Source organism: Cellulosimicrobium composti, assembly GCF_009711085.1.
Classification (GTDB): domain Bacteria; phylum Actinomycetota; class Actinomycetes; order Actinomycetales; family Cellulomonadaceae; genus Cellulosimicrobium; species Cellulosimicrobium composti.
Genome location: NZ_WMKA01000006.1, coordinates 39676 through 63039, shown reverse-complemented (window position 1 = coordinate 63039; position 23364 = coordinate 39676). Strand labels below are relative to the sequence as shown.

Annotated in this window: 16 protein-coding genes and 1 tRNA gene; 1 reads left to right on the top strand and 16 read right to left on the bottom strand. The window is 71.0% G+C overall.

The window, feature by feature from the left end; translation table 11 throughout:
* Positions 1-103 precede the first annotated feature (103 nt).
* From fusA to GJV82_RS04125, 11 genes are all read right to left on the bottom strand, one after another.
* Positions 104-2206 (bottom strand): elongation factor G, encoded by a 2103-nt coding sequence (gene fusA / locus GJV82_RS04175; RefSeq protein WP_115942067.1) that lies wholly within the window; start codon positions 2204-2206, stop codon positions 104-106.
* 117 nt (positions 2207-2323) lie between these two features.
* A complete protein-coding gene (gene rpsG / locus GJV82_RS04170) occupies positions 2324-2794 on the bottom strand; it encodes a 30S ribosomal protein S7 (RefSeq protein WP_021479870.1) in 471 nt (156 codons plus the stop codon).
* On the bottom strand, positions 2794-3168 hold the full coding sequence (rpsL, locus tag GJV82_RS04165; protein ID WP_021479869.1) for a 30S ribosomal protein S12: 375 nt from the start codon (positions 3166-3168) through the stop codon (positions 2794-2796). Before rpsL ends, rpsG begins: the two co-directional genes overlap by 1 nt.
* 478 nt (positions 3169-3646) lie before the next feature.
* Positions 3647-7528, bottom strand: coding sequence for a DNA-directed RNA polymerase subunit beta' (locus GJV82_RS04160; RefSeq protein WP_155098356.1), 3882 nt, complete (start codon positions 7526-7528; stop codon positions 3647-3649).
* A 116-nt stretch (positions 7529-7644) separates the two neighbouring features.
* Positions 7645-11157: a DNA-directed RNA polymerase subunit beta gene (gene rpoB, locus GJV82_RS04155; RefSeq protein ID WP_024840306.1), complete on the bottom strand. Its 3513-nt coding sequence runs from the start codon at positions 11155-11157 to the stop codon at positions 7645-7647.
* 469 nt (positions 11158-11626) lie between these two features.
* Entirely contained in the window at positions 11627-12019 is a 393-nt protein-coding gene (gene rplL, locus GJV82_RS04150; protein WP_024840305.1) for a 50S ribosomal protein L7/L12, read from the bottom strand.
* 113 nt (positions 12020-12132) lie between these two features.
* Positions 12133-12663: a 50S ribosomal protein L10 gene (gene rplJ / locus GJV82_RS04145; protein ID WP_024840304.1), complete on the bottom strand. Its 531-nt coding sequence runs from the start codon at positions 12661-12663 to the stop codon at positions 12133-12135.
* A gap of 281 nt (positions 12664-12944) precedes the next feature.
* Positions 12945-15518: a CHAT domain-containing protein gene (locus tag GJV82_RS04140; protein WP_155098355.1), complete on the bottom strand. Its 2574-nt coding sequence runs from the start codon at positions 15516-15518 to the stop codon at positions 12945-12947.
* An 18-nt stretch (positions 15519-15536) separates the two neighbouring features.
* A complete protein-coding gene (locus tag GJV82_RS04135; RefSeq protein WP_155098354.1) occupies positions 15537-17297 on the bottom strand; it encodes a S8/S53 family peptidase in 1761 nt (586 codons plus the stop codon).
* Positions 17298-17435: 138 nt separating this feature from the next.
* The gene (locus GJV82_RS04130; RefSeq protein ID WP_024840301.1) at positions 17436-17933 is read right to left on the bottom strand and encodes a hypothetical protein; all 498 of its coding nucleotides are present in this window, start codon (positions 17931-17933) and stop codon (positions 17436-17438) included.
* A complete protein-coding gene (locus tag GJV82_RS04125; RefSeq protein ID WP_024840300.1) occupies positions 17930-18565 on the bottom strand; it encodes an RNA polymerase sigma factor in 636 nt (211 codons plus the stop codon). The genes GJV82_RS04130 and GJV82_RS04125 overlap by 4 nt, the downstream gene beginning before the upstream one ends.
* Before the next feature lie 440 nt (positions 18566-19005).
* Here GJV82_RS04125 and GJV82_RS04120 point away from each other — a divergent pair, with 440 nt between their 5' ends.
* Positions 19006-20292, top strand: coding sequence for a glycosyl hydrolase family 18 protein (locus tag GJV82_RS04120; protein WP_318657257.1), 1287 nt, complete (start codon positions 19006-19008; stop codon positions 20290-20292).
* Positions 20293-20418: 126 nt separating this feature from the next.
* Here GJV82_RS04120 and rplA read toward each other — a convergent pair whose 3' ends face one another.
* From rplA to GJV82_RS04095, 5 genes are all read right to left on the bottom strand, one after another.
* Complete coding sequence (rplA, locus tag GJV82_RS04115) at positions 20419-21135, bottom strand: 50S ribosomal protein L1 (protein ID WP_155098353.1); 717 nt, start codon at positions 21133-21135, stop codon at positions 20419-20421.
* A 163-nt stretch (positions 21136-21298) separates the two neighbouring features.
* Complete coding sequence (rplK, locus tag GJV82_RS04110) at positions 21299-21730, bottom strand: 50S ribosomal protein L11 (RefSeq protein ID WP_155098352.1); 432 nt, start codon at positions 21728-21730, stop codon at positions 21299-21301.
* A gap of 98 nt (positions 21731-21828) precedes the next feature.
* A complete protein-coding gene (gene nusG / locus GJV82_RS04105) occupies positions 21829-22632 on the bottom strand; it encodes a transcription termination/antitermination protein NusG (protein WP_318657256.1) in 804 nt (267 codons plus the stop codon).
* Between the two features lie 106 nt (positions 22633-22738).
* Entirely contained in the window at positions 22739-23023 is a 285-nt protein-coding gene (secE, locus tag GJV82_RS04100) for a preprotein translocase subunit SecE (protein ID WP_024840295.1), read from the bottom strand.
* Between the two features lie 106 nt (positions 23024-23129).
* A tRNA-Trp gene (locus GJV82_RS04095) sits at positions 23130-23202 on the bottom strand.
* Positions 23203-23364: the final 162 nt, after the last annotated feature.

Sequence of the window (23364 nt, the reverse complement as noted above, 5' to 3'; positions counted from 1 at the left end):
GATGTGCCGAACGTTGCGAATGTCGACCGAGAGATCCTACATCCGCGGGGCGTTGCGGTTTCCTACAGGTTGATGGTTGTGCGGGTCTTCGACCTGTGGGGACTCACTCGCCCCGGGTCTTCTTGATGATCTCTTCGGCAACGTTCCGAGGAACCTCGGCGTAGCTGTCGAACTGCATCGAGTACACGGCGCGACCCTGGGTCTTGGACCGGAGGTCACCGATGTACCCGAACATCTCTGACAACGGTACGTGGGCCCGGACGACCTTCACACCCGTCGCGTCCTCCATGGACTGGATCATTCCACGACGTGAGTTCAGGTCACCGATGACGTCGCCCATGTACTCCTCGGGCGTACGCACCTCGACCGCCATCACCGGCTCCAGCAGAACCGGGTCCGCCCGCTTGACGCCCTCCTTGAGGACCATCGAGCCGGCGATCTTGAACGCCATCTCCGAGGAGTCGACCTCGTGGTAGGCGCCGTCGAGCAGGGTCGCCTTGACCCCGACCAGCGGGAAGCCGGCGAGCACGCCGAGCTCCATCGCGGACTGGATACCGGCGTCGACGCTGGGGATGTACTCGCGCGGGATGCGACCACCGGTCACGGCGTTGTCGAACTCGTAGAGCTCGCCCTCGGCCGTGTCGAGCGGCTCGAAGGTCACCTGGACCTTCGCGAACTGCCCGGAGCCACCGGTCTGCTTCTTGTGCGTGTACTCGATCTTCTCGGCCTTGCGGCGGATCGTCTCGCGGTACGCGACCTGCGGCTTGCCGACGTTCGCCTCGACCTTGAACTCGCGACGCATGCGGTCGACGAGGATGTCGAGGTGGAGCTCGCCCATGCCGCCGATGACGGTCTGGCCGGTCTCCTCGTCCAGCTTGACGCGGAAGGTCGGGTCCTCCTCGGCGAGCTTCTGGATCGCCGTCGAGAGCTTCTCCTGGTCGGCCTTCGTCTTCGGCTCGATCGCCACGTCGATGACGGGCTCCGGGAAGGTCATCGACTCGAGGATCACCGGCGCGTCGATCGCGGTCAGGGTGTCACCCGTGGTGACGTCCTTGAGCCCGATGAACGCGTAGATGTGACCGGCCGACGCCTCCTGGACCGGGTTCTCCTTGTTGGAGTGCATCTGGAAGAGCTTCCCGATGCGCTCCTTCTTGCCCTTGGTCGAGTTGAGCACCTGGGCGCCCTGCTCGACACGGCCGGAGTACACGCGGACGTAGGTGAGCTTGCCGAAGAACGGGTGCGCGGCGACCTTGAAGGCGAGCGCGGAGAACGGCTCGGTGGCGTCGGGGTGACGCTCGACCGTCTTCTCCTCGTCCTTCGGGTCGTGGCCCTCGATGGCCGGCACGTCGAGCGGCGACGGCAGGTAGTCGATGACCGCGTCGAGCATGGGCTGGACGCCCTTGTTCTTGAACGCGGAGCCACACAGGACCGGGAACGCCTCGCCCGCGATGACGAGCTTGCGGATCCCGGACTTGATCTCCGCGACCGTCAGCTCCTCGCCCCCGAGGTACTTCTCGAGCAGCTCCTCGTCAGCCTCCGCGACGGCCTCGATGAGCTCGTTGCGGTACTGCTCGGCCTTCTCGACGAGGTCGGCCGGGATCTCCTCGGTGTCGTACGCCTCGCCGAGCTTGGTCTCGCCGTGCCACACCAGAGCCTTCTGCTCGATGAGGTCGACGACGCCGATGAAGTCGTTCTCGGCACCGATCGGCAGCTGGATGACCAGCGGCTTCGCCTTGAGGCGGTTGATGATGGTGTCGACGGTGAAGTAGAAGTCCGCGCCGAGCTTGTCCATCTTGTTGACGAAGCAGATGCGCGGGACGTTGTACTTGTCCGCCTGGCGCCACACCGTCTCCGACTGCGGCTCCACGCCCTCCTTGCCGTCGAAGACGGCGACGGCGCCGTCGAGCACGCGCAGGGAGCGCTCGACCTCGACCGTGAAGTCGACGTGGCCGGGCGTGTCGATGATGTTGATCTGGTTGTTCTTCCAGTAGCAGGTCGTCGCGGCCGACGTGATCGTGATGCCGCGCTCCTGCTCCTGCTCCATCCAGTCCATCGTCGACGCGCCGTCGTGCGTCTCACCGATCTTGTAGTTCACACCCGTGTAGAACAGGATGCGCTCGGTGGTCGTGGTCTTCCCGGCATCGATGTGGGCCATGATGCCGATGTTGCGGACCTTGTTCAGGTCGGTCAGCACGTCAAGTGCCACGGTCTGTTTCCCTCGCTAGGTGGGTTGAGTCGGGGGCGCTGCTCGGACCGGGGTGGCCGGCCGGAGACCCGCCGACGGCCCCGGGGACCAGGAGGTCCCCGAGGCCGGTCGGGCGGACTACCAGCGGTAGTGGGCGAAGGCCTTGTTGGACTCCGCCATCTTGTGCATGTCCTCGCGACGCTTCACCGCGGCACCGAGGCCGTTGCTGGCGTCGAGGATCTCGTTCATGAGGCGCTCGGTCATGGTCTTCTCGCGACGGGCGCGCGAGTAGTCCGTGAGCCAGCGCAGCGCGAGGGTCGTGGCACGCGCGGGACGCACCTCGACGGGGACCTGGTAGGTCGCACCGCCGACGCGGCGCGAGCGGACCTCGAGCGCGGGGCGCACGTTCTCGAGCGCGCGCTTGAGGACGACGACCGGGTCGCCGTCGGTCTTCGCACGGACGCCCTCGAGGGCGCCGTAGACGATCGACTCAGCGGTGGACTTCTTGCCGTCGAGCAGCACCTTGTTGATGAGCTGCGTGACGACGGGCGACCCGTAGACGGGGTCGACGATGAGCGGCCGCTTCGGGGCCGGGCCCTTGCGAGGCATCAGCTCTTCTCCTTCTTGGCGCCGTAGCGGCTGCGGGCCTGCTTGCGGTTCTTCACGCCCTGCGTGTCGAGCGCGCCGCGCACGATCTTGTAGCGCACACCCGGGAGGTCCTTCACACGACCGCCGCGCACGAGCACGATGGAGTGCTCCTGGAGGTTGTGGCCGACGCCGGGGATGTAGGCCGTGACCTCGACCTGGGAGGAGAGCTTCACGCGAGCGACCTTGCGCAGCGCGGAGTTCGGCTTCTTCGGGGTGGTGGTGTACACGCGCGTGCACACACCGCGCCGCTGCGGGGAGCCCTTGAGGGCGGGAGTCTTGGACTTCCCCACCTTCGAGGTCCGCCCCTTGCGGACGAGCTGCTGGATCGTAGGCACTACGTCTCCGTGTCTTCTCGAGCTACCGGGGCTATCCCCGATGGTGGTCGTGCTGGCTGCTGGAGCCGATCGCACGAGGCACCCGCAGCGCGAGACACGCTGCAGCAGCCACCTACCACCGGCTCGATGGTCCGTCGCCCGGCCGCGGGCGCGGGGCGCCGTCTGAACCGGGATCCGGAATGCCCGGGCACTCACATCGGCCCGTCCGGAGACCGCCACGCGGAGGTGGGAGCGATCGCTCGCTGACACCGCCCCGCCAGGGACATCACGGAGGGCCCGACGGCGCGGGCACGGTTTACCAGGTTACCTGCCACCCGGCAAGGAGTCAAAGGAGCAGGTCGCGACGCCGGCCGCTCCCCCAGGCCCGCGTCGTCGTCCCGCAGGCGGTCCGTCGTCGTCCCGCAGGAGGGACGACGACGGGTGCCCGCCGGCCCCCGCACACGAGGTGCGGACGGCGGCGGGCACCCGTCGCGAGACGTCAGCGGTAGTCGCCGAAGTCCAGGTCCTCCAGCGGGATCGCCTCGCCGGAGCCCATGCCGAGCGCCGGGAAGTCGATCTCGTCGTAGCCGAAGCTCGGGTAGAGCTCCGTCTTGGCCTGCTCGGTCGGCTCGACCTGGACCTTGGTGTACCGGGGAAGACCGGTACCGGCCGGGATGAGCTTACCGATGATGACGTTCTCCTTGAGGCCGAGGAGCGGGTCGCGACGACCGCTCATCGAGGCCTCGGTGAGCACGCGCGTCGTCTCCTGGAAGGAGGCGGCCGACAGCCACGAGTCCGTCGCGAGCGACGCCTTCGTGATGCCCATCAGCTCGGGACGGCCGGAGGCCGGCTGGCCACCCTCCGCCACCGCGCGACGGTTCGCGTCCTCGAAGCGGCCGCGCTCGGCGAGCTCGCCCGGCAGGAGGTGCGAGTCGCCCGAGTCGAGCACGGTCACGCGGCGCAGCATCTGGCGCACGATGACCTCGATGTGCTTGTCGTGGATGTCCACGCCCTGCGAGCGGTAGACCTCCTGGACCTCGTCCACCAGGTGCTTCTGCGTGGCGCGCGGGCCGAGGATGCGCAGGACCTTCTTCGGGTCCACCGCACCCTGGACGAGCTGCGTGCCGACCGTGACGTGGTCGCCGTCCTGCACGAGCAGGCGGGCGCGCTTGGTCACGGGGTACGCGATCTCCTCCGAGCCGTCGTCCGGCGTGAGGACCAGACGGCGCGAGCGCTCCGCGTCGTCGATCGTGATGCGGCCGGAGAACTCCGCGATGGGCGCCTCACCCTTGGGGGTGCGGGCCTCGAAGAGCTCCGTGACACGCGGCAGACCCTGCGTGATGTCGTCCGCGGACGCCACACCACCGGTGTGGAAGGTACGCATCGTCAGCTGCGTGCCCGGCTCGCCGATCGACTGGGCGGCGATGATGCCGACCGCCTCGCCGATGTCGACGAGCTTGCCCGTGGCGAGCGAGCGCCCGTAGCACTTGGCGCACGTGCCGACGCGCGACTCGCACGTGAGGACCGAGCGCACCTTGGCCTCGCGCACGCCGGCGGCCACCGCGGCGTCGATGAGGACGTCGCCCGCGTCGTCGCCCGCCTTGCCCACGACGTTGCCGTCGGGGTCGACCAGGTCGGCCGCGAGGGTACGCGAGTAGACGCTCGTCTCCACCTTCGGGTGACGCACGAGCTTGCCCGCGAGCTCCTCGGCGATCGGCAGGGTCAGGCCGCGCTCGGTGCCGCAGTCCTCCTCGCGGACGATGACGTCCTGGGACACGTCCACGAGACGACGCGTGAGGTAGCCCGAGTCGGCGGTCCGCAGAGCGGTGTCCGCCAGACCCTTGCGGGCGCCGTGCGTCGCGATGAAGTACTCGAGGACGGACAGGCCCTCGCGGTAGTTGGACTTGATCGGGCGCGGGATGATCTCGCCCTTCGGGTTCGCCACGAGACCGCGCATACCGGCGATCTGACGGACCTGCATCCAGTTACCACGGGCACCCGAGCCGACCATCCGGTACACGGTGTTGCGGTCGTTCGCCTCGAGGTTCTCGCGCATGACCGACGCGACCTTGTCCGTCGCCTGGGTCCAGATCTCGATGAGCTCCTGACGGCGCTCGTCGTCCGTGATCAGACCGCGGTCGTACTGCTGCTGGACCTTGAGCGCGCGCTCCTCGTGCTGCTCGAGGATCTCGGCCTTCGCCACCGGGGTGGCGACGTCGGAGATCGCGATCGTGACGCCCGAGCGGGTCGCCCAGCGGAAGCCGGCGGCCTTCAGCGCGTCGAGCGACGCCGCGACCTCGACCTTCGGGTAGCGCTCCGCGAGCTCGTTGACGATCGCCGAGAGGCGCTTCTTGTCGACCACCGAGTTCACGTACGGGTAGTCGACGGGCAGCGTCTCGTTGAACAGCGCGCGACCGAGCGTGGTCTCGAAGAGGATCGGCTGACCCTCCTCCCAGCCCTCGGGTGCCTCGAAGCCGGAGACCGGCGGGACGAGGTCCGTCGTGCGGATCTTGACCTTGGCGTTGAGGTCCAGGGTGCCCTGGTCGAACGCCATGATCGCCTCGGCGACCGACGCGAACGCACGGCCCTCGCCCTCGGCGCCCTCGCGGTCGCTCGTCAGGTGGTACAGGCCGATGATCATGTCCTGCGAGGGCATGGTCACCGGACGACCGTCCGACGGCTTGAGGATGTTGTTGCTCGAGAGCATGAGGATGCGGGCCTCGGCCTGCGCCTCGGCGCTCAGGGGCAGGTGGACGGCCATCTGGTCGCCGTCGAAGTCCGCGTTGAACGCGGCGCACACGAGCGGGTGCAGGTGGATCGCCTTGCCCTCGACGAGCTGCGGCTCGAACGCCTGGATGCCCAGGCGGTGCAGCGTCGGCGCACGGTTGAGCAGCACGGGGTGCTCGGTGATGACCTCCTCGAGCACGTCCCACACGACCGGGCGGGCACGCTCGACCATGCGCTTGGCGCTCTTGATGTTCTGCGCGTGGTTGAGGTCCACGAGGCGCTTCATGACGAACGGCTTGAACAGCTCGAGCGCCATCTGCTTCGGCAGGCCGCACTGGTGCAGCTTGAGCTGCGGGCCGACGACGATGACCGAACGGCCCGAGTAGTCGACGCGCTTGCCGAGCAGGTTCTGGCGGAAACGACCCTGCTTGCCCTTGAGCATGTCCGAGATGGACTTCAGCGGGCGGTTGCCCGGGCCCGTCACCGGGCGGCCACGGCGGCCGTTGTCGAACAGCGAGTCCACGGCCTCCTGGAGCATCCGCTTCTCGTTGTTGACGATGATCTCCGGGGCGCCCAGGTCGAGGAGACGCTTGAGGCGGTTGTTCCGGTTGATCACGCGGCGGTACAGGTCGTTGAGGTCGCTCGTCGCGAAGCGGCCACCGTCGAGCTGCACCATCGGGCGCAGGTCCGGCGGGATGACCGGGACGGCGTCGAGCACCATGCCCGTGGGCGAGTTGGTCGTCGTGAGGAACGCGTTGACGACCTTGAGGCGCTTGAGGGCACGCGTCTTGCGCTGGCCCTTGCCCGTGCGGATGGTCTCGCGCAGGGCCTCGGCCTCGGCCTCCAGGTCGAAGTCCTGGAGTCGCTTCTGGATCGCCGCCGCGCCCATCGAGCCCTCGAAGTACGTGCCGTAGCGGTCCTGGAGGGCGCGGTAGAGCATCTCGTCGCCCTCGAGGTCGGCGACCTTGAGGTTCTTGAACCGGTCCCAGACCTGCTCGAGGCGGTCGAGCTGGGCGTCCGCGCGCTTGCGGATCTGCGCCATCTCGCGCTCGGCCGAGTCGCGGACCTTGCGGCGCGCGTCGGCCTTGGCGCCCTCGGCCTCGAGCTCGGCCAGGTCGGCCTCGAGCTTCTGGGCGCGGGCGTTGATGTCGTTGTCGCGGGCGTCCGCGATCTCCTTCTTCTCCAGGTCGATCTCGTTCTGGAGGTTGGGGAGGTCCTCCTGGCGACCCTCCTCGTCGACCGAGGTGATCATGTACGCCGCGAAGTAGATGACCTTCTCCAGGTCCTTCGGGGCGAGGTCCAGCAGGTAGCCGAGGCGCGAGGGCACGCCCTTGAAGAACCAGATGTGCGTGACCGGCGCGGCGAGCTCGATGTGGCCCATGCGCTCACGGCGCACCTTCGAGCGCGTCACCTCGACGCCGCAGCGCTCGCAGATGATGCCCTTGAAGCGCACGCGCTTGTACTTGCCGCAGTAGCACTCCCAGTCCCGGGTGGGGCCGAAGATCTTCTCGCAGAAGAGGCCGTCCTTCTCGGGCTTGAGGGTGCGGTAGTTGATGGTCTCGGGCTTCTTCACCTCACCGTGCGACCACGCACGGATGTCGTCGGCCGTGGCCAGGCCGATACGCAGCTCGTCGAAGACGTTGACGTCGAGCAAGTTGTCCTACTTCCTTCGCCTGCCGGGACCGGCCGTGGCCGGACCCGACGCCAAAAAGACGGTTGGTGTGGGGGTCGTCGGCGGGAGCGGGGTGACCCGCTCCCGCCTGCCCGAGATCAGATCTCGTCGACGCTGGACGCCGCGTTGGGGCGGCGCGACAGGTCGATGCCGAGCTCTTCGGCTGCGCGGTACACGTCGTCGTCCGACTCCCGCATCTCGATGGACACGCCGTCGCTCGAGAGCACCTCGACGTTCAGGCACAGCGACTGCATCTCCTTGAGGAGAACCTTGAAGGACTCCGGGATGCCCGAGTCCGGGATGTTCTCGCCCTTGACGATCGCCTCGTACACCTTCACGCGGCCGGGCACGTCGTCCGACTTGATCGTGAGGAGCTCCTGCAGCGTGTAGGCCGCGCCGTACGCCTCGAGGGCCCACACCTCCATCTCGCCGAAGCGCTGACCGCCGAACTGCGCCTTACCACCGAGCGGCTGCTGGGTGATCATCGAGTACGGGCCGGTCGAGCGCGCGTGGATCTTGTCGTCGACCAGGTGGTGGAGCTTGAGGATGTACATGTAGCCCACGGACACCGGCTCCGGGAACGGCTCGCCGGAGCGGCCGTCGAACAGACGGGCCTTGCCGTCGGCGCCGACCATGCGGTCGCCGTCGCGGTTCGGGATCGTCGTCGAGAGCAGGCCCTGGAGCGCGTCCTCGTGGACGCCGTCGAACACCGGGGTGGCGACGGGGCGGCCCGGCTCGGACGTCGCCGCGATCTCCGGGACGTTCTCCTTCCAGGAGAGGTCCTTGCCCTCGGCGAGCGAGATGTCCCAGCCCTGCTTCGCGACCCACCCGAGGTGCGTCTCGAGGACCTGGCCCACGTTCATGCGGCCGGGGACGCCCAGCGGGTTGAGGACGACGTCGACCGGCGTCCCGTCGGGGAGGAACGGCATGTCCTCGACCGGCAGGATCTTCGAGATGACGCCCTTGTTGCCGTGACGGCCGGCGAGCTTGTCGCCGTCCGTGATCTTGCGGCGCTGCGCGATGTAGACGCGCACGAGCTGGTTCACGCCCGCGGGCAGCTCGTCGCCGTCCTCGCGGTTGAACTCGCGCACGCCGATGACCGTGCCGGACTCGCCGTGGGGCACCTTGAGCGAGGTGTCGCGCACCTCGCGCGCCTTCTCGCCGAAGATCGCGCGGAGCAGGCGCTCCTCCGGGGTCAGCTCGGTCTCACCCTTCGGGGTGACCTTGCCGACCAGGACGTCGCCCGCGCCGACCTCGGCACCGATGCGGATGATGCCGCGCTCGTCGAGGTCCGCGAGGACGTCCTCGGAGACGTTCGGGATGTCCCGCGTGATCTCCTCCGGGCCGAGCTTGGTGTCGCGCGCGTCGACCTCGTGCTCCTCGATGTGGATCGAGGAGAGCACGTCGTCCTGCACGAGACGCTGGCTGAGGATGATCGCGTCCTCGTAGTTGTGGCCCTCCCACGACATGAACGCCACGAGGAGGTTGCGGCCGAGCGCGAGCTCGCCCTCGTCGGTCGCCGGGCCGTCCGCGAGGACGGAGCCGGGCTCGACGCGCTGGCCCTCGTCGACGAGCACGCGCTGGTTGTAGCTCGTGCCCTGGTTCGAGCGGCGGAACTTCGCGATGCGGTAGCTGCCGGTCGTGCCGTCGTCGTTCGCGACGAGCACGAGGTCGGCCGAGACCTCGGTGACCACACCGGGCTTCGACGCGACGACGACGTCGCCCGCGTCGACCGCCGCGCGCCACTCCATGCCGGTCCCGACGAGCGGGGCCTCGGAGCGGACCAGCGGCACGGCCTGGCGCTGCATGTTCGCACCCATGAGGGCGCGGTTGGCGTCGTCGTGCTCGAGGAACGGGATGAGCGCGGTCGCGACCGACACCATCTGGCGCGGGGACACGTCCATGTAGTCGACCTGCTCGCCCGGCACGTCGGACGTCTCGCCGCCCTTGGTGCGCACGAGGACGCGCGGCTCGGAGAACCGGCCGTCCGCGGTCAGCGGCGTGTTCGCCTGCGCGATGATGTAGCGGTCCTCGTCGTCGGCCGTGAGGTAGACGACCTCGTCGGTCACCTTGCCCGCCTCGACCTTGCGGTACGGCGTCTCGATGAACCCGAACGGGTTGATCCGCCCGTAGGACGCGAGCGAGCCGATGAGGCCGATGTTCGGGCCCTCGGGGGTCTCGATCGGGCACATGCGGCCGTAGTGCGACGGGTGGACGTCACGGACCTCCATGCCGGCGCGGTCGCGCGACAGACCACCCGGGCCGAGGGCCGAGAGGCGACGCTTGTGCGTCAGGCCCGCGAGCGGGTTGTTCTGGTCCATGAACTGCGAGAGCTGCGACGTGCCGAAGAACTCGCGGATGGACGCCACGACCGGGCGGATGTTGATGAGCGTCTGCGGCGTGATCGCCTCGACGTCCTGCGTCGTCATGCGCTCGCGCACGACGCGCTCCATCCGGGACAGGCCCGTGCGGACCTGGTTCTGGATGAGCTCGCCGACGGCGCGGATGCGGCGGTTGCCGAAGTGGTCGATGTCGTCCGTCTCGACGCGGACGTCGACGGCCTCGCCGTTGCGCGTGCCCGGGATGGACGCGTGGTCGGCGTGCAGGGCCGCGAGGTACTTGATCGTCGCGACGACGTCCGAGACCGACAGCGTCGAGTCCGTGAGCGGCGCGTCGATGCCGAGCTTCTTGTTCGCCTTGTAGCGGCCGACCTTCGCGAGGTCGTAGCGCTTGGGGTTGAAGTAGAAGTTCTCGAGCAGCGCGCGGCCGGCCTCGACGGTCGGCGGCTCGCCCGGGCGGATCTTGCGGTACAGGTCGACGAGCGCCTCGTCCTGCGTGTGGACGTGGTCCTTCTCGAGCGTGTCGAGCACCGACGGGAAGTCCGCGAACTCCTCGCGGATCTCCGACTCGGACAGGCCGAGCGCCTTGAGCAGCACGGTGACCGACTGCTTGCGCTTGCGGTCGACGCGCACGCCGACGGCGTCGCGCTTGTCGATCTCGAACTCGAGCCAGGCGCCGCGCGACGGGATGATCTTCGCGGAGAAGATGTCCTTGTCGCTCGTCTTGTCCGCCGCGCGCTCGAAGTAGACGCCCGGCGAGCGGACGAGCTGCGAGACGACGACGCGCTCGGTGCCGTTGATGATGAACGTGCCGCGCTCGGTCATGAGCGGGAAGTCGCCCATGAAGACCGTCTGGCTCTTGATCTCACCGGTGTTGTAGTTGACGAACTCCGCGGTGACGAAGAGCGGCGCGGCGTACGTGAAGTCCTTCTCCTTGCACTCGTCGGCCGTGTACTTCGGCGGCTCGAACCGGTGGTTGGAGAACGACAGGGACATCGAGGACCCGAAGTCCTCGATCGGGGAGATCTCCTCGAAGATCTCCTCGAGGCCCGACGTCGAGGGCACGTCCTGGCGGCCGGCCTCGGCCGCGGCGGCGACGCGCGCCTGCCACGCCTCGTTGCCGAGCAGCCAGTCGAAGCTCTCGGTCTGGAGGCCCAGCAGGTCGGGGACCTCGAGGGGCTCGAAGATCTTGGCGAAGGAGAGGCGACGCGACGCGGTGCGGTTCGCGATGGCGTCGGCGGACGGAGCAGAAGGGGTGCGCGAGGCAGCCAAGAGGGGTCCTTCCCTGCAGATCGAAAGAACGCTGCACCGCCGGGCTGGACACGATCACCGCCGCCACGACACCTCGCGGACGCGCACGTACGTCGACGAGGTGGTCGGGGGTATATGAGATCGGGGGCACAGGACAGCGCAAAGCGTGAGCATACCCCAGACACGCATCACGACACAACCCCGGGGGCGCGCCACCCCACCCGGCCCGGGGCCGGGACGGCCCTGCCGGTACTTCCGCGGGCCTCGTCGCCCGCCTGCGGCCCGACGACGGGCCGCGAACCTGCTGGCGTCGACCTCGCTGTCCTGCGTCGTCGACCCGCACATGGTGGCACACTCGTGGCCGTTCCGTGAAGCCGGTGCGACGACGCGCGCGCCGCGCGACCTCCGCAGGCACGACGAGGCCCGCACCCCGGGCGGGGTGCGGGCCTCGTGCGGCGTGCTGGCCGGTCCGCTCAGGACCGGCGGGCGATCACTTGAGGGTGACCGTGGCGCCGGCGCCCTCGAGGGCAGCCTTGGCCTTCTCGGCCGTCTCCTTGTTCGCGCCCTCCAGGACCGGCTTCGGGGCACCGTCCACGAGGTCCTTCGCCTCCTTCAGGCCGAGGGACGTGAGCGCGCGCACCTCCTTGATGACCTGGATCTTCTTGTCGCCGGCGGCCTCGAGGATGACGTCGAACTCGTCCTTCTCCTCCTCGGCCGGGGCGTCGCCACCGGCGCCACCCGCGGGGGCGGCGACCGCGACGGCGGCGGGGGCGGCGGCGGTGACCTCGAAGGTCTCCTCGAAGGCCTTCACGAACTCGTTGAGCTCGATGAGGGTGAGGCCCTTGAACTGCTCGATGAGCTCGTCGGTGCTGAGCTTCGCCATGATGGCGTTCCTTTCGGTCGGTGCTCGGCAGCGGCCCGGTGCGGGCCTGCCAGAAGCGGGGTGTGTGCTTGCGCTGCGTGGATCGCGCTCCCGGGGCGAGCCCCGGGACCGGATCAGGCGGCAGCGCCCTCCGATTCCTGCTTCTGACGCAGGGCATCGATGACGCGGGCGGCCTGGGCGGTGTTCGCGGTGAAGACGTAGGCAGCCTGGAAGAGCTTGGCCTTCATCGCGCCGGCCGCCTTGGCCAGCAGGACCTCGCGGGACTCGAGGTCCGCGAGCTTCGTGACCTCCGCGGCGGTCAGGGGGCGCCCGTCGAGGACACCGCCCTTGATGACCAGCGCGGGGTTCGCCTTGGCAAAGTCACGCAGACCCTTGGCTGCCTCGACCGGGTCCCCGGTGACGAAGGCGATGGCCGAAGGGCCCTGCAGGTCGGCGTCGAGTCCCTCGACACCGGCCTCCTTGGCCGCGATGGCGGTCAGCGTGTTCTTCACCACGGCGTAGGTTGCGTTGCCGCTGAGCGACCGACGCAGCTGCTTGAGCTGCGCGACGGTGAGCCCGCGGTACTCGGTCAGCACGGCAGCGTTCGAGTCGCGGAACTTCTCCGAGATCTCGGCGACTGCGGCTGCCTTGTCCGGCCTCGCCATGGCAATCCTTCCGGTGGTGGTACCACCGGCGTCCGTCCCGGAACGAGAAAGAGCCCCGCGCAGGCGCGGGGCTCGCGGTCGCACGCGCGGCGGGGCCGGGCGGACGTCGTCGATTCGCTACCTGCGCTGGCCTCCACCTCGGGGTGGGACTTCGGTCCGTCACGTCCTGCAGACGGAGTCTGCGGGCAGCGTCGGACGACCGGCGGTCTTGGGTACACGCCCATCGTACGGGACGACGGCGCGTGCTCCAAACCGCGGCCGCCCTGCACCTGCACCCGGGCTCAGAGCACCAACGGGCCGAAGCACACGAGGGGGACCGGCTCCGGCTCGTCGGCGATCGCGCGGGCGAGCGCCGTGCCGGGCATCGCCCCGTCGCGCAGCTCGGCGTGGAGCGCGGGCATCACGCGCGCGGCCACGTCGTCGCGCAGCGGCGCGACGCTCGCGACGACCGCGCGCGCGCCGAGGCGCAGCAGGACGCTCGTCAGCCCCAGCGACTCGCCGCCGATCCGGGGCGTCGAGAGCCCGACCTCGCACGCCGAGAGCACGACGACGACGCCGCGCAGGTCGGTCCCGTCCAGCTCGTGGGCGAAGAGCGGGCCGTCCGCGAGCCGCAGCGAGGAGAACAGCGGGTTGTCGGTCTCGTGCGTCCCGTGGGCCGCGAGGTGCACGACCCCGGCCGTGCCCAGGCCGTCGAGCACCGCGGCGCACGTCGCGTCCTCACCCGTCAGCGCGTCGGAGCCGTCCCACACGGACGCGACGAGCTTCGCCTCCGCGCTCGAGAACCGCAGGCCCGGTCCCGCGACGACGAGCGCGTCGTCCGCGCGCCGCCCGGACTCCCCCACGCGCAGGTCCACCCACGAGTTGGCCCACGTCCGTCGGCCGCGGCGCGACGGCAGCGACGCCCACGGGACCGCGAGCAGGAGGTCGCGCGCCGCGACGTGGAGGTCCCCGTCCGCCTCGAGCGGGGCGACGAGCACGTCGTCGAGCGCGGCCAGCGTGCGCCCGATCGACGCGACGGCGGCCTCGCGCATGGGCACGGGGATGAGGACGTTGGACAGCACCGCGAAGTCGGCCCGCGCCCGGCGCACCTGCTCGGCCACCGCGGCCTGCGGCGCGAGGCGCACCAGGCGCGAGCCGGTCGCGCTGACGCGCACGGCGAGCACGTCGTCGCCGTCGAGGACGAGGTCGGCCACGACGGCGTCGGACGCGCGGGCCTCGAGCGCGGCGCGCAGCCGCCGCTCGGTCGCCGCGACGGGGGTCTCCGCCCCGCCCCCGAGCCGCCAGGCCCGTCGCCGCGCGTCCTCCTGGAGCCGGCGGGCTGCGCGCTGGTGCTCCTGGCGGCGCGCGAGCGACGACGCGTCCGACGTCGCGCCGAGCGCGCGCGCCGCCTCGACCTCGCGGCGGGCCGAGAGGAGGAGGTCGGCGAGGACCGGGTCCGCCGGCGGACGCACGCGGCCCGACCCGGCGAAGGCCGCACGGCCCCGCTCGACCGCGTCGAAGACCGCACCCGGCCGGCGCGTGCGCAGGGCGGCTTCGACGTCGACGTTCCCGAGCCGGACCCCGTGCACCGCCGACGCCGTCACGGCGTCCACCGAGCCCAGGCGGGCCCGGTGCTCGGCGAGCGTCGCCTGGCCCCGCCGCACCGCGCGCACGCCCCCGCGGCGGTCGCCCGCGGCAAACGCGAGCTGGGCCACGACGGCCGTGTGCTGGAGGCGGACCGGCAGCGGCGCGCGGTCGAGGCGCGCGGGCACGGCGCGCAGCACCTCGCGCGCGGCCGGGAGGTCGCCCGCGGTGAGGAGCCACTCGGCGGCGAGCAGCCGGGCGGGGATCGCGACGCCCAGCCCGGCGACGCTCCCGAGCTCCGCGCCCGAGCGCGCCACGTCCAGCGCCCAGCCCGCGTGCCGCCGCCCGACCGCGGGGGTGACCGAGTCCGCGCGGTCCTCGCTGAGCGCGGCCTGCAGCTCCGCGACCCGGGCGCGCAGCATCCACGGGGTGTTGCCGAGGCGCTCGAAGCGACGCGACGCCGACCGGGCGAGCCGCCGCGCGTCGGCGTAGCGGCGCAGGCCGACGACGACGCGGGACCGCACGAGCTCGACCTCCGCGAGGTCGCGCACCATCCGGTGGTGCGCGAGGTGCTCGCGCGCCTCCCGCAGCGCGTCGTCGGCCTCGGTGAGCAGCCCCGCGTCGAGGAGCACCTGGGCGCGGTCGATGAGCCCGACGGCGGCGTGCCGGTCCGGCGCCTGCGCGGCGGCCTCGTCCATCGCGGCGAGCGCGGTGGGCAGGTCGCCGCGCAGGTACTCGACGTAGCCCAGGTTGTGCCGCGCCTTGGAGACGAGCAGGACGTCGCCCGCCGCCTCGGCCTTCTCGACCGCCTCGGAGAGGTCGACGCGCGCGCGCTCGACGTCGCCGAGCTCGAGCAGCAGGGAGCCCCGGTTGAGCAGCACGATCGCGACGTCCGGTCCCCCGACGCGGCGCGCGTGCGCGAGCGCGAGGGAGAACCGCTCGTCGGCGGTCCGGGGGTCGCCGCGCCGCCAGCTGAGGAACCCCTCCTGACCCTCGACGAGCAGGGCGAGCCGGGCCCGCTCCTCGGCACCCGCCGCGCCGTCCGCGATCAGCCGTCGGGCCTCGTCGAGGCGGGCGAGCGCCGTCGGCAGGTCGCCGTCGAGCTCGAAGCCGCACGCGGCCGCCCCGACATGGCAGCGCACGAGGAGGTAGCGGCGCTCGTCGTCGTCCGGGAGCTCCCCGAGCCGGCGGAGCGCACGCTCGTAGTGGCGCACCGCGTCGACGTACCGGCCACGCTGCGACGCCCCCTGCGCACGCGCGACGAGCTCCGCCGCCCCGGGCCGCCCCGTCATCCGTCTCCTGCCACCCTGCTACGGCACGGTGGGTTCCAGGCCCGTCGCCCGCGTGATCGCACCCCACAGCCACTCGCACCGTCGCGGCGTGCCTGCGCCGGGCTCCACCGCACCGTCGCTCCTCGTGGGGTCCTGCCCAGCATCCGCCAACAGTAGCGCGGCGATCTCCCCGCCGAGCACGGGCGCGGCGAACGACGTGCCGCTCCACGTGGCGAACCCACCCTGGAACCCCTCGGGGTCGATCGTGGCGCGGCGGCCGTTCGACCACAGCTCCTTGACGCTCCGCGACGGCGCGACGGCGCCGTCGATCGTGCGCGGCGCCGTGGAGACCACCGCCGCCCCCGGGCGCACGCACGTGATCCAGGGCCCGTCGTTGCTGAAGAGCGAGGTCGTGTCGTCCGGGTTCTGCGCGCCGACCGCGAGGATCGGCGGCTTGGCGAGCGGCACGTCCGCGGGGTCGATCGCCGTCGCGCGGTTGTCGTGACGACGTACGCGCGGGGCGAAGCCGGCGGGGAACATCGGGCGGGTCTGGCCGTCGTTGCCCGACGAGACGACGACCACGACGCCGTACCGGCGCAGCGCGTCGAGGACGGCGCCGAGCGGGGCGTCGAAGTCCGAGTCGCCCGGGCGCTCGTGGTAGTAGCCGAACGAGAGCACGAGCACGTCGACGGGCGCGTAGCCCTCCCGGCCCACGAGGCCGAGGACGTGCCACAGGAGGAGCCGGCGCAGCGACCGCAGCATGTCGCGCTCCGGGATGACCCCCGACCCCCCGTAGAGGCGCGGGGCGAGGATCACCGCGTCCGGGCACTTCTGGTGCACGAGGCCGGCGATGAACGTGCCGTGGCCGGCGACCGGGTCCAGCGGGCCGGTGAGCGGCGAGACCGAGACGCCGCCGATCTCCGGGTCCTCGTACGCGTACTCCGGCTCCGGGAGGACCGACAGCGGCTCCCCGAGCAGGTCCGGGTCGCGCACGACGACGACGCCGCGCCCCGGGACGTCGTCGAACCACTCGTGCTCCCCGACCCCCGAGTCGAGCACGGCGACGACGGGGCGGCGGACGCCGTCCTGCGACGTCCAGGGGTCCTCGCCGGGCACGAGGTCGCGCCGCGGCGCGCCGCCGATCCAGTTCACGGGCGTGCGCCCGCCGCTGCCCGCCGCCGCGTACTCCGCCATCCCGCCGTACGGGTGCGGCTGGCCGTAGGGGTGCGGCTGGCCGTAGGGGTGCGGCTGGCCGTACGGCTGCGCGTGCGTGAACGCCGCCGGCTGCGCGTACGGCGCACCGCCGATGAACGTCGACGGCACGACGATGTGGTCGAGGCCGATGCGCAGGGCGGCGTCGGCGTCGTCGACCTGGACGCGGCCCCCGACGGCCTCGACGACGGCCCACGCGTCGGGCAGCGCGCGCGGCGTGCCCTCGCGCGGCGTGAGGCGCAGGGAGACGCCGAACACCCGGAGCAGGTCGCGCGTGGTCGCCTCGTCGAGCCCGGCCTCGCGCACGAGCGCCGCGTCGTGCTCGCTCTCCGGCTCGATCTCGACGTCGAGGTCGAGCCGGGCCGCGGCCTCGCGGATCCTCGCGAGCCGACGGTCGCCGCAGTGCGAGTCCGGGATGAGCAGCCGGTCGCCGACGTACCAGGTCGGGTGCGGCGACTGCTGCCCCGACCGCCGGGGCGCGGTGACGGGGTCGATGGTCCGCGTGCGCCACTGCAGGCGGCTCGGACGGTCGCCGTAGTAGCGGCCGCTGCGCAGGTTCGGGGCGGGCGTTCCGGGGGTCTCGCTCACGTGCTTCTCCTCAGGGGTCGACGCGCGGGCGGCCGCGGGCGCGTCGACGACGACGGCGGGCGGACCGCGGCTGCGCGCGGAAGAAAGGGGGGCTCGGCGTCGTGCCGCGGGCGACGGTGCGCCCGCGGCACGACGCGGTCACAGCTCGACGACCGGGGTGCTCACCGCACCGCCGGCGCCGTCGGCGCGGCGCACGACGAGGCTCGCCGGGCCGCGGTCCACGGCGTCGAAGACGAACCGTCCGTCCTCGTCGCTCGCGGTCTCGCTCACGGTGCCGGGGCGGTGCAGCTCGACCCGCAGCGCGGTCGCCGGGGCGGCCCAGCCGTCGATGCGGACGCGCCCGTCGTCCGTCGCCGACAGCGAGATCATCACCGTGACGGACTCGGACGTGAACGTGATGGTGCGCGCCTCGACCGGCGGGGCGTCGCCGCGCACGGACATCTCCGGGACCTGGACGTACTCCAGCTCCATGACCTCGGCCTCGAGGCCCGCGAGCGTGATCGCGAACAGGGACCGCTCGACGAGGCCGTCCGGCACGGGGTCGATCTCCTCGGCGATGCGCGCGAGGTCCGCGAGCAGGGCGAGGTCGACGGCGTCGAGGGGTTCGTCCGGGCTGTGCGTCGGCTCGGTGCTCATGATGCTTCCCACGATTCCCCCTGGTCGTCGATGATGTCGCGGAGCTTGGCGAGGCAGCGGCCACGCGTGGAGCCGATGCTCCCCACCGGCATGCCGATGGCGGCCGAGATGGCCTTGTAGTCGGGTCGGTCGGCCAGCGACACGAGCTGCAGCAGGCGGCGGCAGCGGTCGGGCAGCCGGTCGAGAGCGGCCCACAGGATGCGGTCCCGCTCGTTGCGGAGCACCTCGACGTCGGGCGTCGGGTCCCCCGAGGGGAGCTCCGGGACGCCCTCGTCGGTGTCGTCGGGGAGCTCGGTGCGGCGTCGCACCTCGTCGCGGTGCTTGCGCACGGCCTCCCAGGCCGCGCGCTTCGCGGTGATGAGCAGCCACTTGAGGACGGCGTGGGGCTCCTTGATGGTCATCGCGTTGCGCACGAGCGCGACCCACACGGTCTGCACGATGTCGTCCGCCTGCTCGCGGTCGACGCCCTGCGCGCGGACCGTGTGCCACAGCAGCGGCGTGGCCTCGCGCACGAAGTCGCCCAGGGCCTGCGGCCGGCCGTCACGGTACTCGAGGAGTGCGAACGCGCCGCGGTCCCCCAGGCTGAGGCCCGGTTCGTCGGTGTCGGGAACCTCGTCGGTGGTTCTGGTCATGGGGGGCACTGTCCTCGGCACGCTCGTCCGGTCAGGCATCGGCGGGGGGTCCCCGGAAGCGCCTGATTCTACGGCCGGGCCGGTGGGGTCGACAACCATCGTCACTGGTCACGCCCCTCTCGGCTCGTGCTGCTCGGTCCCATCTCGCTCCTTCGACGTGGCGGGCGGGAGCACCGGGTCGACGCTCCTCCACCCGGACGAGAGGGACGGGTCGCGTCCGTGATACATCGGGCGGCACGGAGATCTCGCACACCCCGCGCTCGGTCCGGGCCGGCGCCCGGCTACGCGTTCTCCCGTACCTGGTCAGGCCAACTGCCGGGAATCCCCTCATGCCACGGCGGCGCCCGGGCTCCTAGCGTCGAGACGACCCCTGCACCCACCGCGGGTGCGGCCCGGCGTGGCGCGACGTCGCGGCACGCCCGAGCACGAGGAGCACTTCCGTGACCACGATCCCTCCCGGCCGCACGCGCGGCCGCACCCGGCGCGCCCTGCGCACCCTCGCCACCGCGGTCGCCGCCGTGGCCGTCGCCGCGGGCGGAGCGCTCGCCACGGCGCCCGCGACCGCCGCGCCGGCGGCCGCCCCCGCCTCCGCGTCGTCGAGCAGCCCGCAGTGGCTCACCGGCTACTGGCACAACTTCGACAACGGCTCGGTGACGATGCGTCTGTCGGAGATCCCGCAGGCGTACAACCTCGTCGCGATCGCGTTCGCCGACAATCTCGCCGGGACGCCCGGCGGCATCACGTTCAACCTCGCGAGCGCGGAGCTCGACGGCTACACCGAGGCCCAGTTCAAGGCCGACGTCGCCACGATCCGCTCGCAGGGCCGCAAGGTCGTCCTGTCCGTCGGCGGTGAGAAGGGCAACGTCGTCGTGTCCAACGCGACCGAGGCGAAGAACTTCGCGGACACCGCGTACGACCTCATGCAGGAGTACGGCTTCGACGGCGTCGACATCGACCTCGAGCACGGCATCAACGCCACCTACATGTCGAGCGCGCTGCACCAGCTCGCCGCGAAGGCGGGCCCGGACCTCATCCTGACGATGGCGCCCCAGACCATCGACTACCAGGCGCCGAGCATGGGGTACTACCAGCTCACGCTGGCGATCAAGGACATCCTGACGATCGTCAACACGCAGTACTACAACTCGGGCTCGATGATGGGCTGCGACCAGCAGGTCTACGGGCAGGGCACGGTCGACTTCCTCACCGCGCTCTCGTGCATCCAGCTCGAGATGGGGCTGCGCCCGGACCAGGTCGGCATCGGCGTCCCCGCCGTGCCGCAGGCCGCGGGCGGCGGCTACCAGCCGCTCGCGAACGTCGTGAGGGCCGTCGACTGCCTCGAGGTCGGCACGGGGTGCGGATCGTTCCGCCCCGCCACGCCGTACGGCACGATCGGCGGCGTCATGACCTGGTCGATCAACTGGGACAAGACGAACGGCTACGAGCTCGCCTCGGTCGTCGGCGCGCGCCTCGCGAGCGGTCCGACCGACCCGACCGACCCCACGGACCCGACCGACCCCACCGACCCGACCGACCCCACCGACCCGACCGACCCGACCGACCCCGGCGAGTGCACCGCACCCGCGTGGTCGGCGTCGGCCGTCTACACGGGCGGCAACCGCGTCTCCTACCAGGGCCGCACGTACGAGGCGAAGTGGTGGACGACCAACGAGAACCCGACGCAGAGCGGGCAGTGGGGCGTCTGGAAGGACCTGGGCGCCTGCTGACACCTCCCCGCCCCGGGGAGGTCTGATCCGGGGCACGACGCAGACGACGACGGCGCGGCACCCTCGGAGGGTGCCGCGCCGTCGTGCGGGGTGCGGGCGGAGAGTCCGCCCACGGGAGGACTGCCGTCAGGCGGCGTCGTCCTCGAGCAGCTTCGTCGTCTTGGACGGGTCCAGCGGGATGCCGGGGCCCATCGTCGTCGTCAGCGTGGCCTTGGTGATGTATCGGCCCTTCGACGACGTCGGCTTGAGACGCAGGACCTCGTCGAGAGCCGCCGCGTAGTTCTCCACGAGCGCCTTCTCGTCGAACGAGACCTTGCCGATGATGAAGTGCAGGTTCGCGTGCTTGTCGACGCGGAACTCGATCTTGCCGCCCTTGATGTCGGACACGGCCTTCGCCACGTCCATCGTCACGGTGCCGGTCTTCGGGTTCGGCATGAGACCGCGGGGGCCGAGCACCTTGCCCAGGCGGCCGACCTTGCCCATGAGGTCCGGCGTCGCCACGGCGGCGTCGAAGTCGGTGTAGCCACCGGCGACCTTCTCGATGAGGTCGTCGCCGCCGACCTCGTCGGCACCGGCCGCACGGGCCTCCTCCGCCTTCGCGGCGTTCGCGAAGACGATGACGCGGGCGGTCTTGCCCGTGCCGTGGGGCAGGTTGACCGTGCCGCGGACCATCTGGTCCGCCTTGCGCGGGTCGACACCCAGGCGGAACACGACCTCGACGGTCGCGTCGTACTTCACGGTCGACGTCTCCTTGGCGAGACGGATCGCCTCGAGCGGCGCGTAGAGACGCTCGCGGTCGATCTTCTCCTCGGCGTTGCGGTACGCCTTGCTGCGCGTTGCCATCTGCTTCTCCTCTGCAGTCGTGGTCAGCGGGTCCGCGCGGACCCTGCCACCGTCGTCCGCGGGTGCGGATCGACGTCGTGCCCGAGGCCGGCACGCGGATGCGCGCCGGCCCCGGTACGTCGTCCGGGAGGCGTGGAGCGACCCGGACGGACGTGGTCTGTCGTCAGCCCTCGACGGTGATGCCCATCGAGCGGGCCGTGCCCGCGATGATCTTCGACGCGGCGTCGATGTCGTTCGCGTTGAGGTCCTCGAGCTTGGTCTGGGCGATCTCGCGCACCTGGTCCGCGGTGATCTTCGCGACCTTGACGGTGTGCGGCGTGGCCGAGCCCTTCTGGACGCCCGCGGCCTTCTTGATGAGCTCCGCGGCCGGCGGGGTCTTCGTCACGAAGGTGAAGGAGCGGTCCTCGTAGACCGTGATCTCCACCGGGATGACGTTGCCGCGCTGCGACTCGGTCGCCGCGTTGTACGCCTTGCAGAACTCCATGATGTTCACGCCGTGCTGACCGAGCGCGGGGCCGATCGGCGGGGCGGGCGTCGCCGCACCGGCCTGGATCTGGAGCTTGATGAGGCCGGAGACCTTCTTCTTGGGAGGCATGACTCTTCCCTGACTTTCTTCTCGTGGGCCGACGCCGTGGGCGATGACCCGGTTGCAGTACTGCGCTCACGCGCGCACGGCCGGTGCCGTGCGGCGCGTCAGATCTTGGCGACCTGGTTGAACGACAGCTCGACCGGGGTCTCCCGGCCGAAGATGGAGACGAGGACCTTGAGCTTCTGGTTCTCGACGTTGATCTCGGAGATCGTGGCGGGCAGCGTGTCGAACGGACCGTCCGTGACGGTGACCGACTCGCCGACCGTGAAGTCGACCTCGACGGGATCCTTCGCGGCGGCCTGGGCGGGCTTGCCGGGCTCCGGGGCGGGGGCCAGCATCGGCGCGAGCATCGAGAAGACCTCGTCGAGCGTCAGCGGCACGGGCTGGTGGGTGTGGCCGACGAACCCGGTGACGCCGGGCGTGTGGCGCACCGCGCCCCACGACTCGTCGGTGAGGTCCATGCGCACGAGGACGTAGCCGGGGATGCGGACGCGTCGGACGATCTTCTTCTGGGCGTTCTTGATCTCGGCCACCTCCTCCATGGGGACCTCGATCTGGAAGATGTAGTCCTCCATGTTCAGGCTCTGGATGCGGTTCTCCAGGTTGGCCTTCACACGGTTCTCGTAGCCCGCGTAGGAGTGGATGACGTACCAGTCGCCCGGCTGCGAGCGCAGCGTGCGCTTGAACTCCTCGACCGGGTCCTCGATGACGTCGCCGTCCTCGTCGACCGGGCGCTCGTCGGCGGGCTCGTCGTCCGCGTCCGCGGGCTCGGCGTCCGTCGCGTCGTCGGCCTCGTCCGCCTGCTCGTCGGCCTCCGGGACGTCCGTGGTCTCGTCCACGTCGTCCTGGGCACCCTCGGGCTGCGTCGGGTCGACGTTCTCCGTCTGGTCCAGCGACTCCTGGGACACGAACGAACCTGCTTTCTGGCGAATTGCTCGATGACTTCTTCTGGAAGCGCCGAAGGCGCCCCGAGGGGCGCCGACGACCGGTGGTCCTACGCGGTGCTGGTCCGGGCTAGTTCCCGAACAGCCACAGGGTGCCCTTCCCGATGAGGAAGTCGAGCACGGTCACGAACGCCATGACCACGACCACGAAGACGAGAACGACGGACGTGTACGTGATGAGCTCGGACCGCGTCGGCGTGACCACCTTGCGGAGCTCGGCGACGACCTGGCGGACGAAGAGGGCGATGCGCGCGAAGACGTTGGGCTTCTTGTCCGTGGACGGACGGCCCTTCTTCTTCACCTCGTCGGCGCGTGCGCCGCCTGCACCCACGGCCTCTGACGGCGATTCGCTCACTCGTTCTTCCCCATCGCTCACGTACGGGACCTGCTCGAACCCTCGGTGCGACCCGGTGCCGGGCCGCGCGCGGTCCCCGGGGAGTCCCTCCGGGAGCCACGTCGTGCAGGGTAGACAGGACTCGAACCTGCAACCTGCGGTTTTGGAGACCGCTGCGCTACCAATTGCGCCACTACCCTTCGTGCTCGACGGCACCGTGCACGCGGTTCGTCCCGGGCGAGAACACGTCTCACGGGCGCGGACCAGCGTGGCGGGCGTCAACCACCGAGGGATTACTGTACGCGACGCGCGGCCCCTGGTCGAACCACCGTCCACCGATCGGTGGACGCGCGGTCCGGACG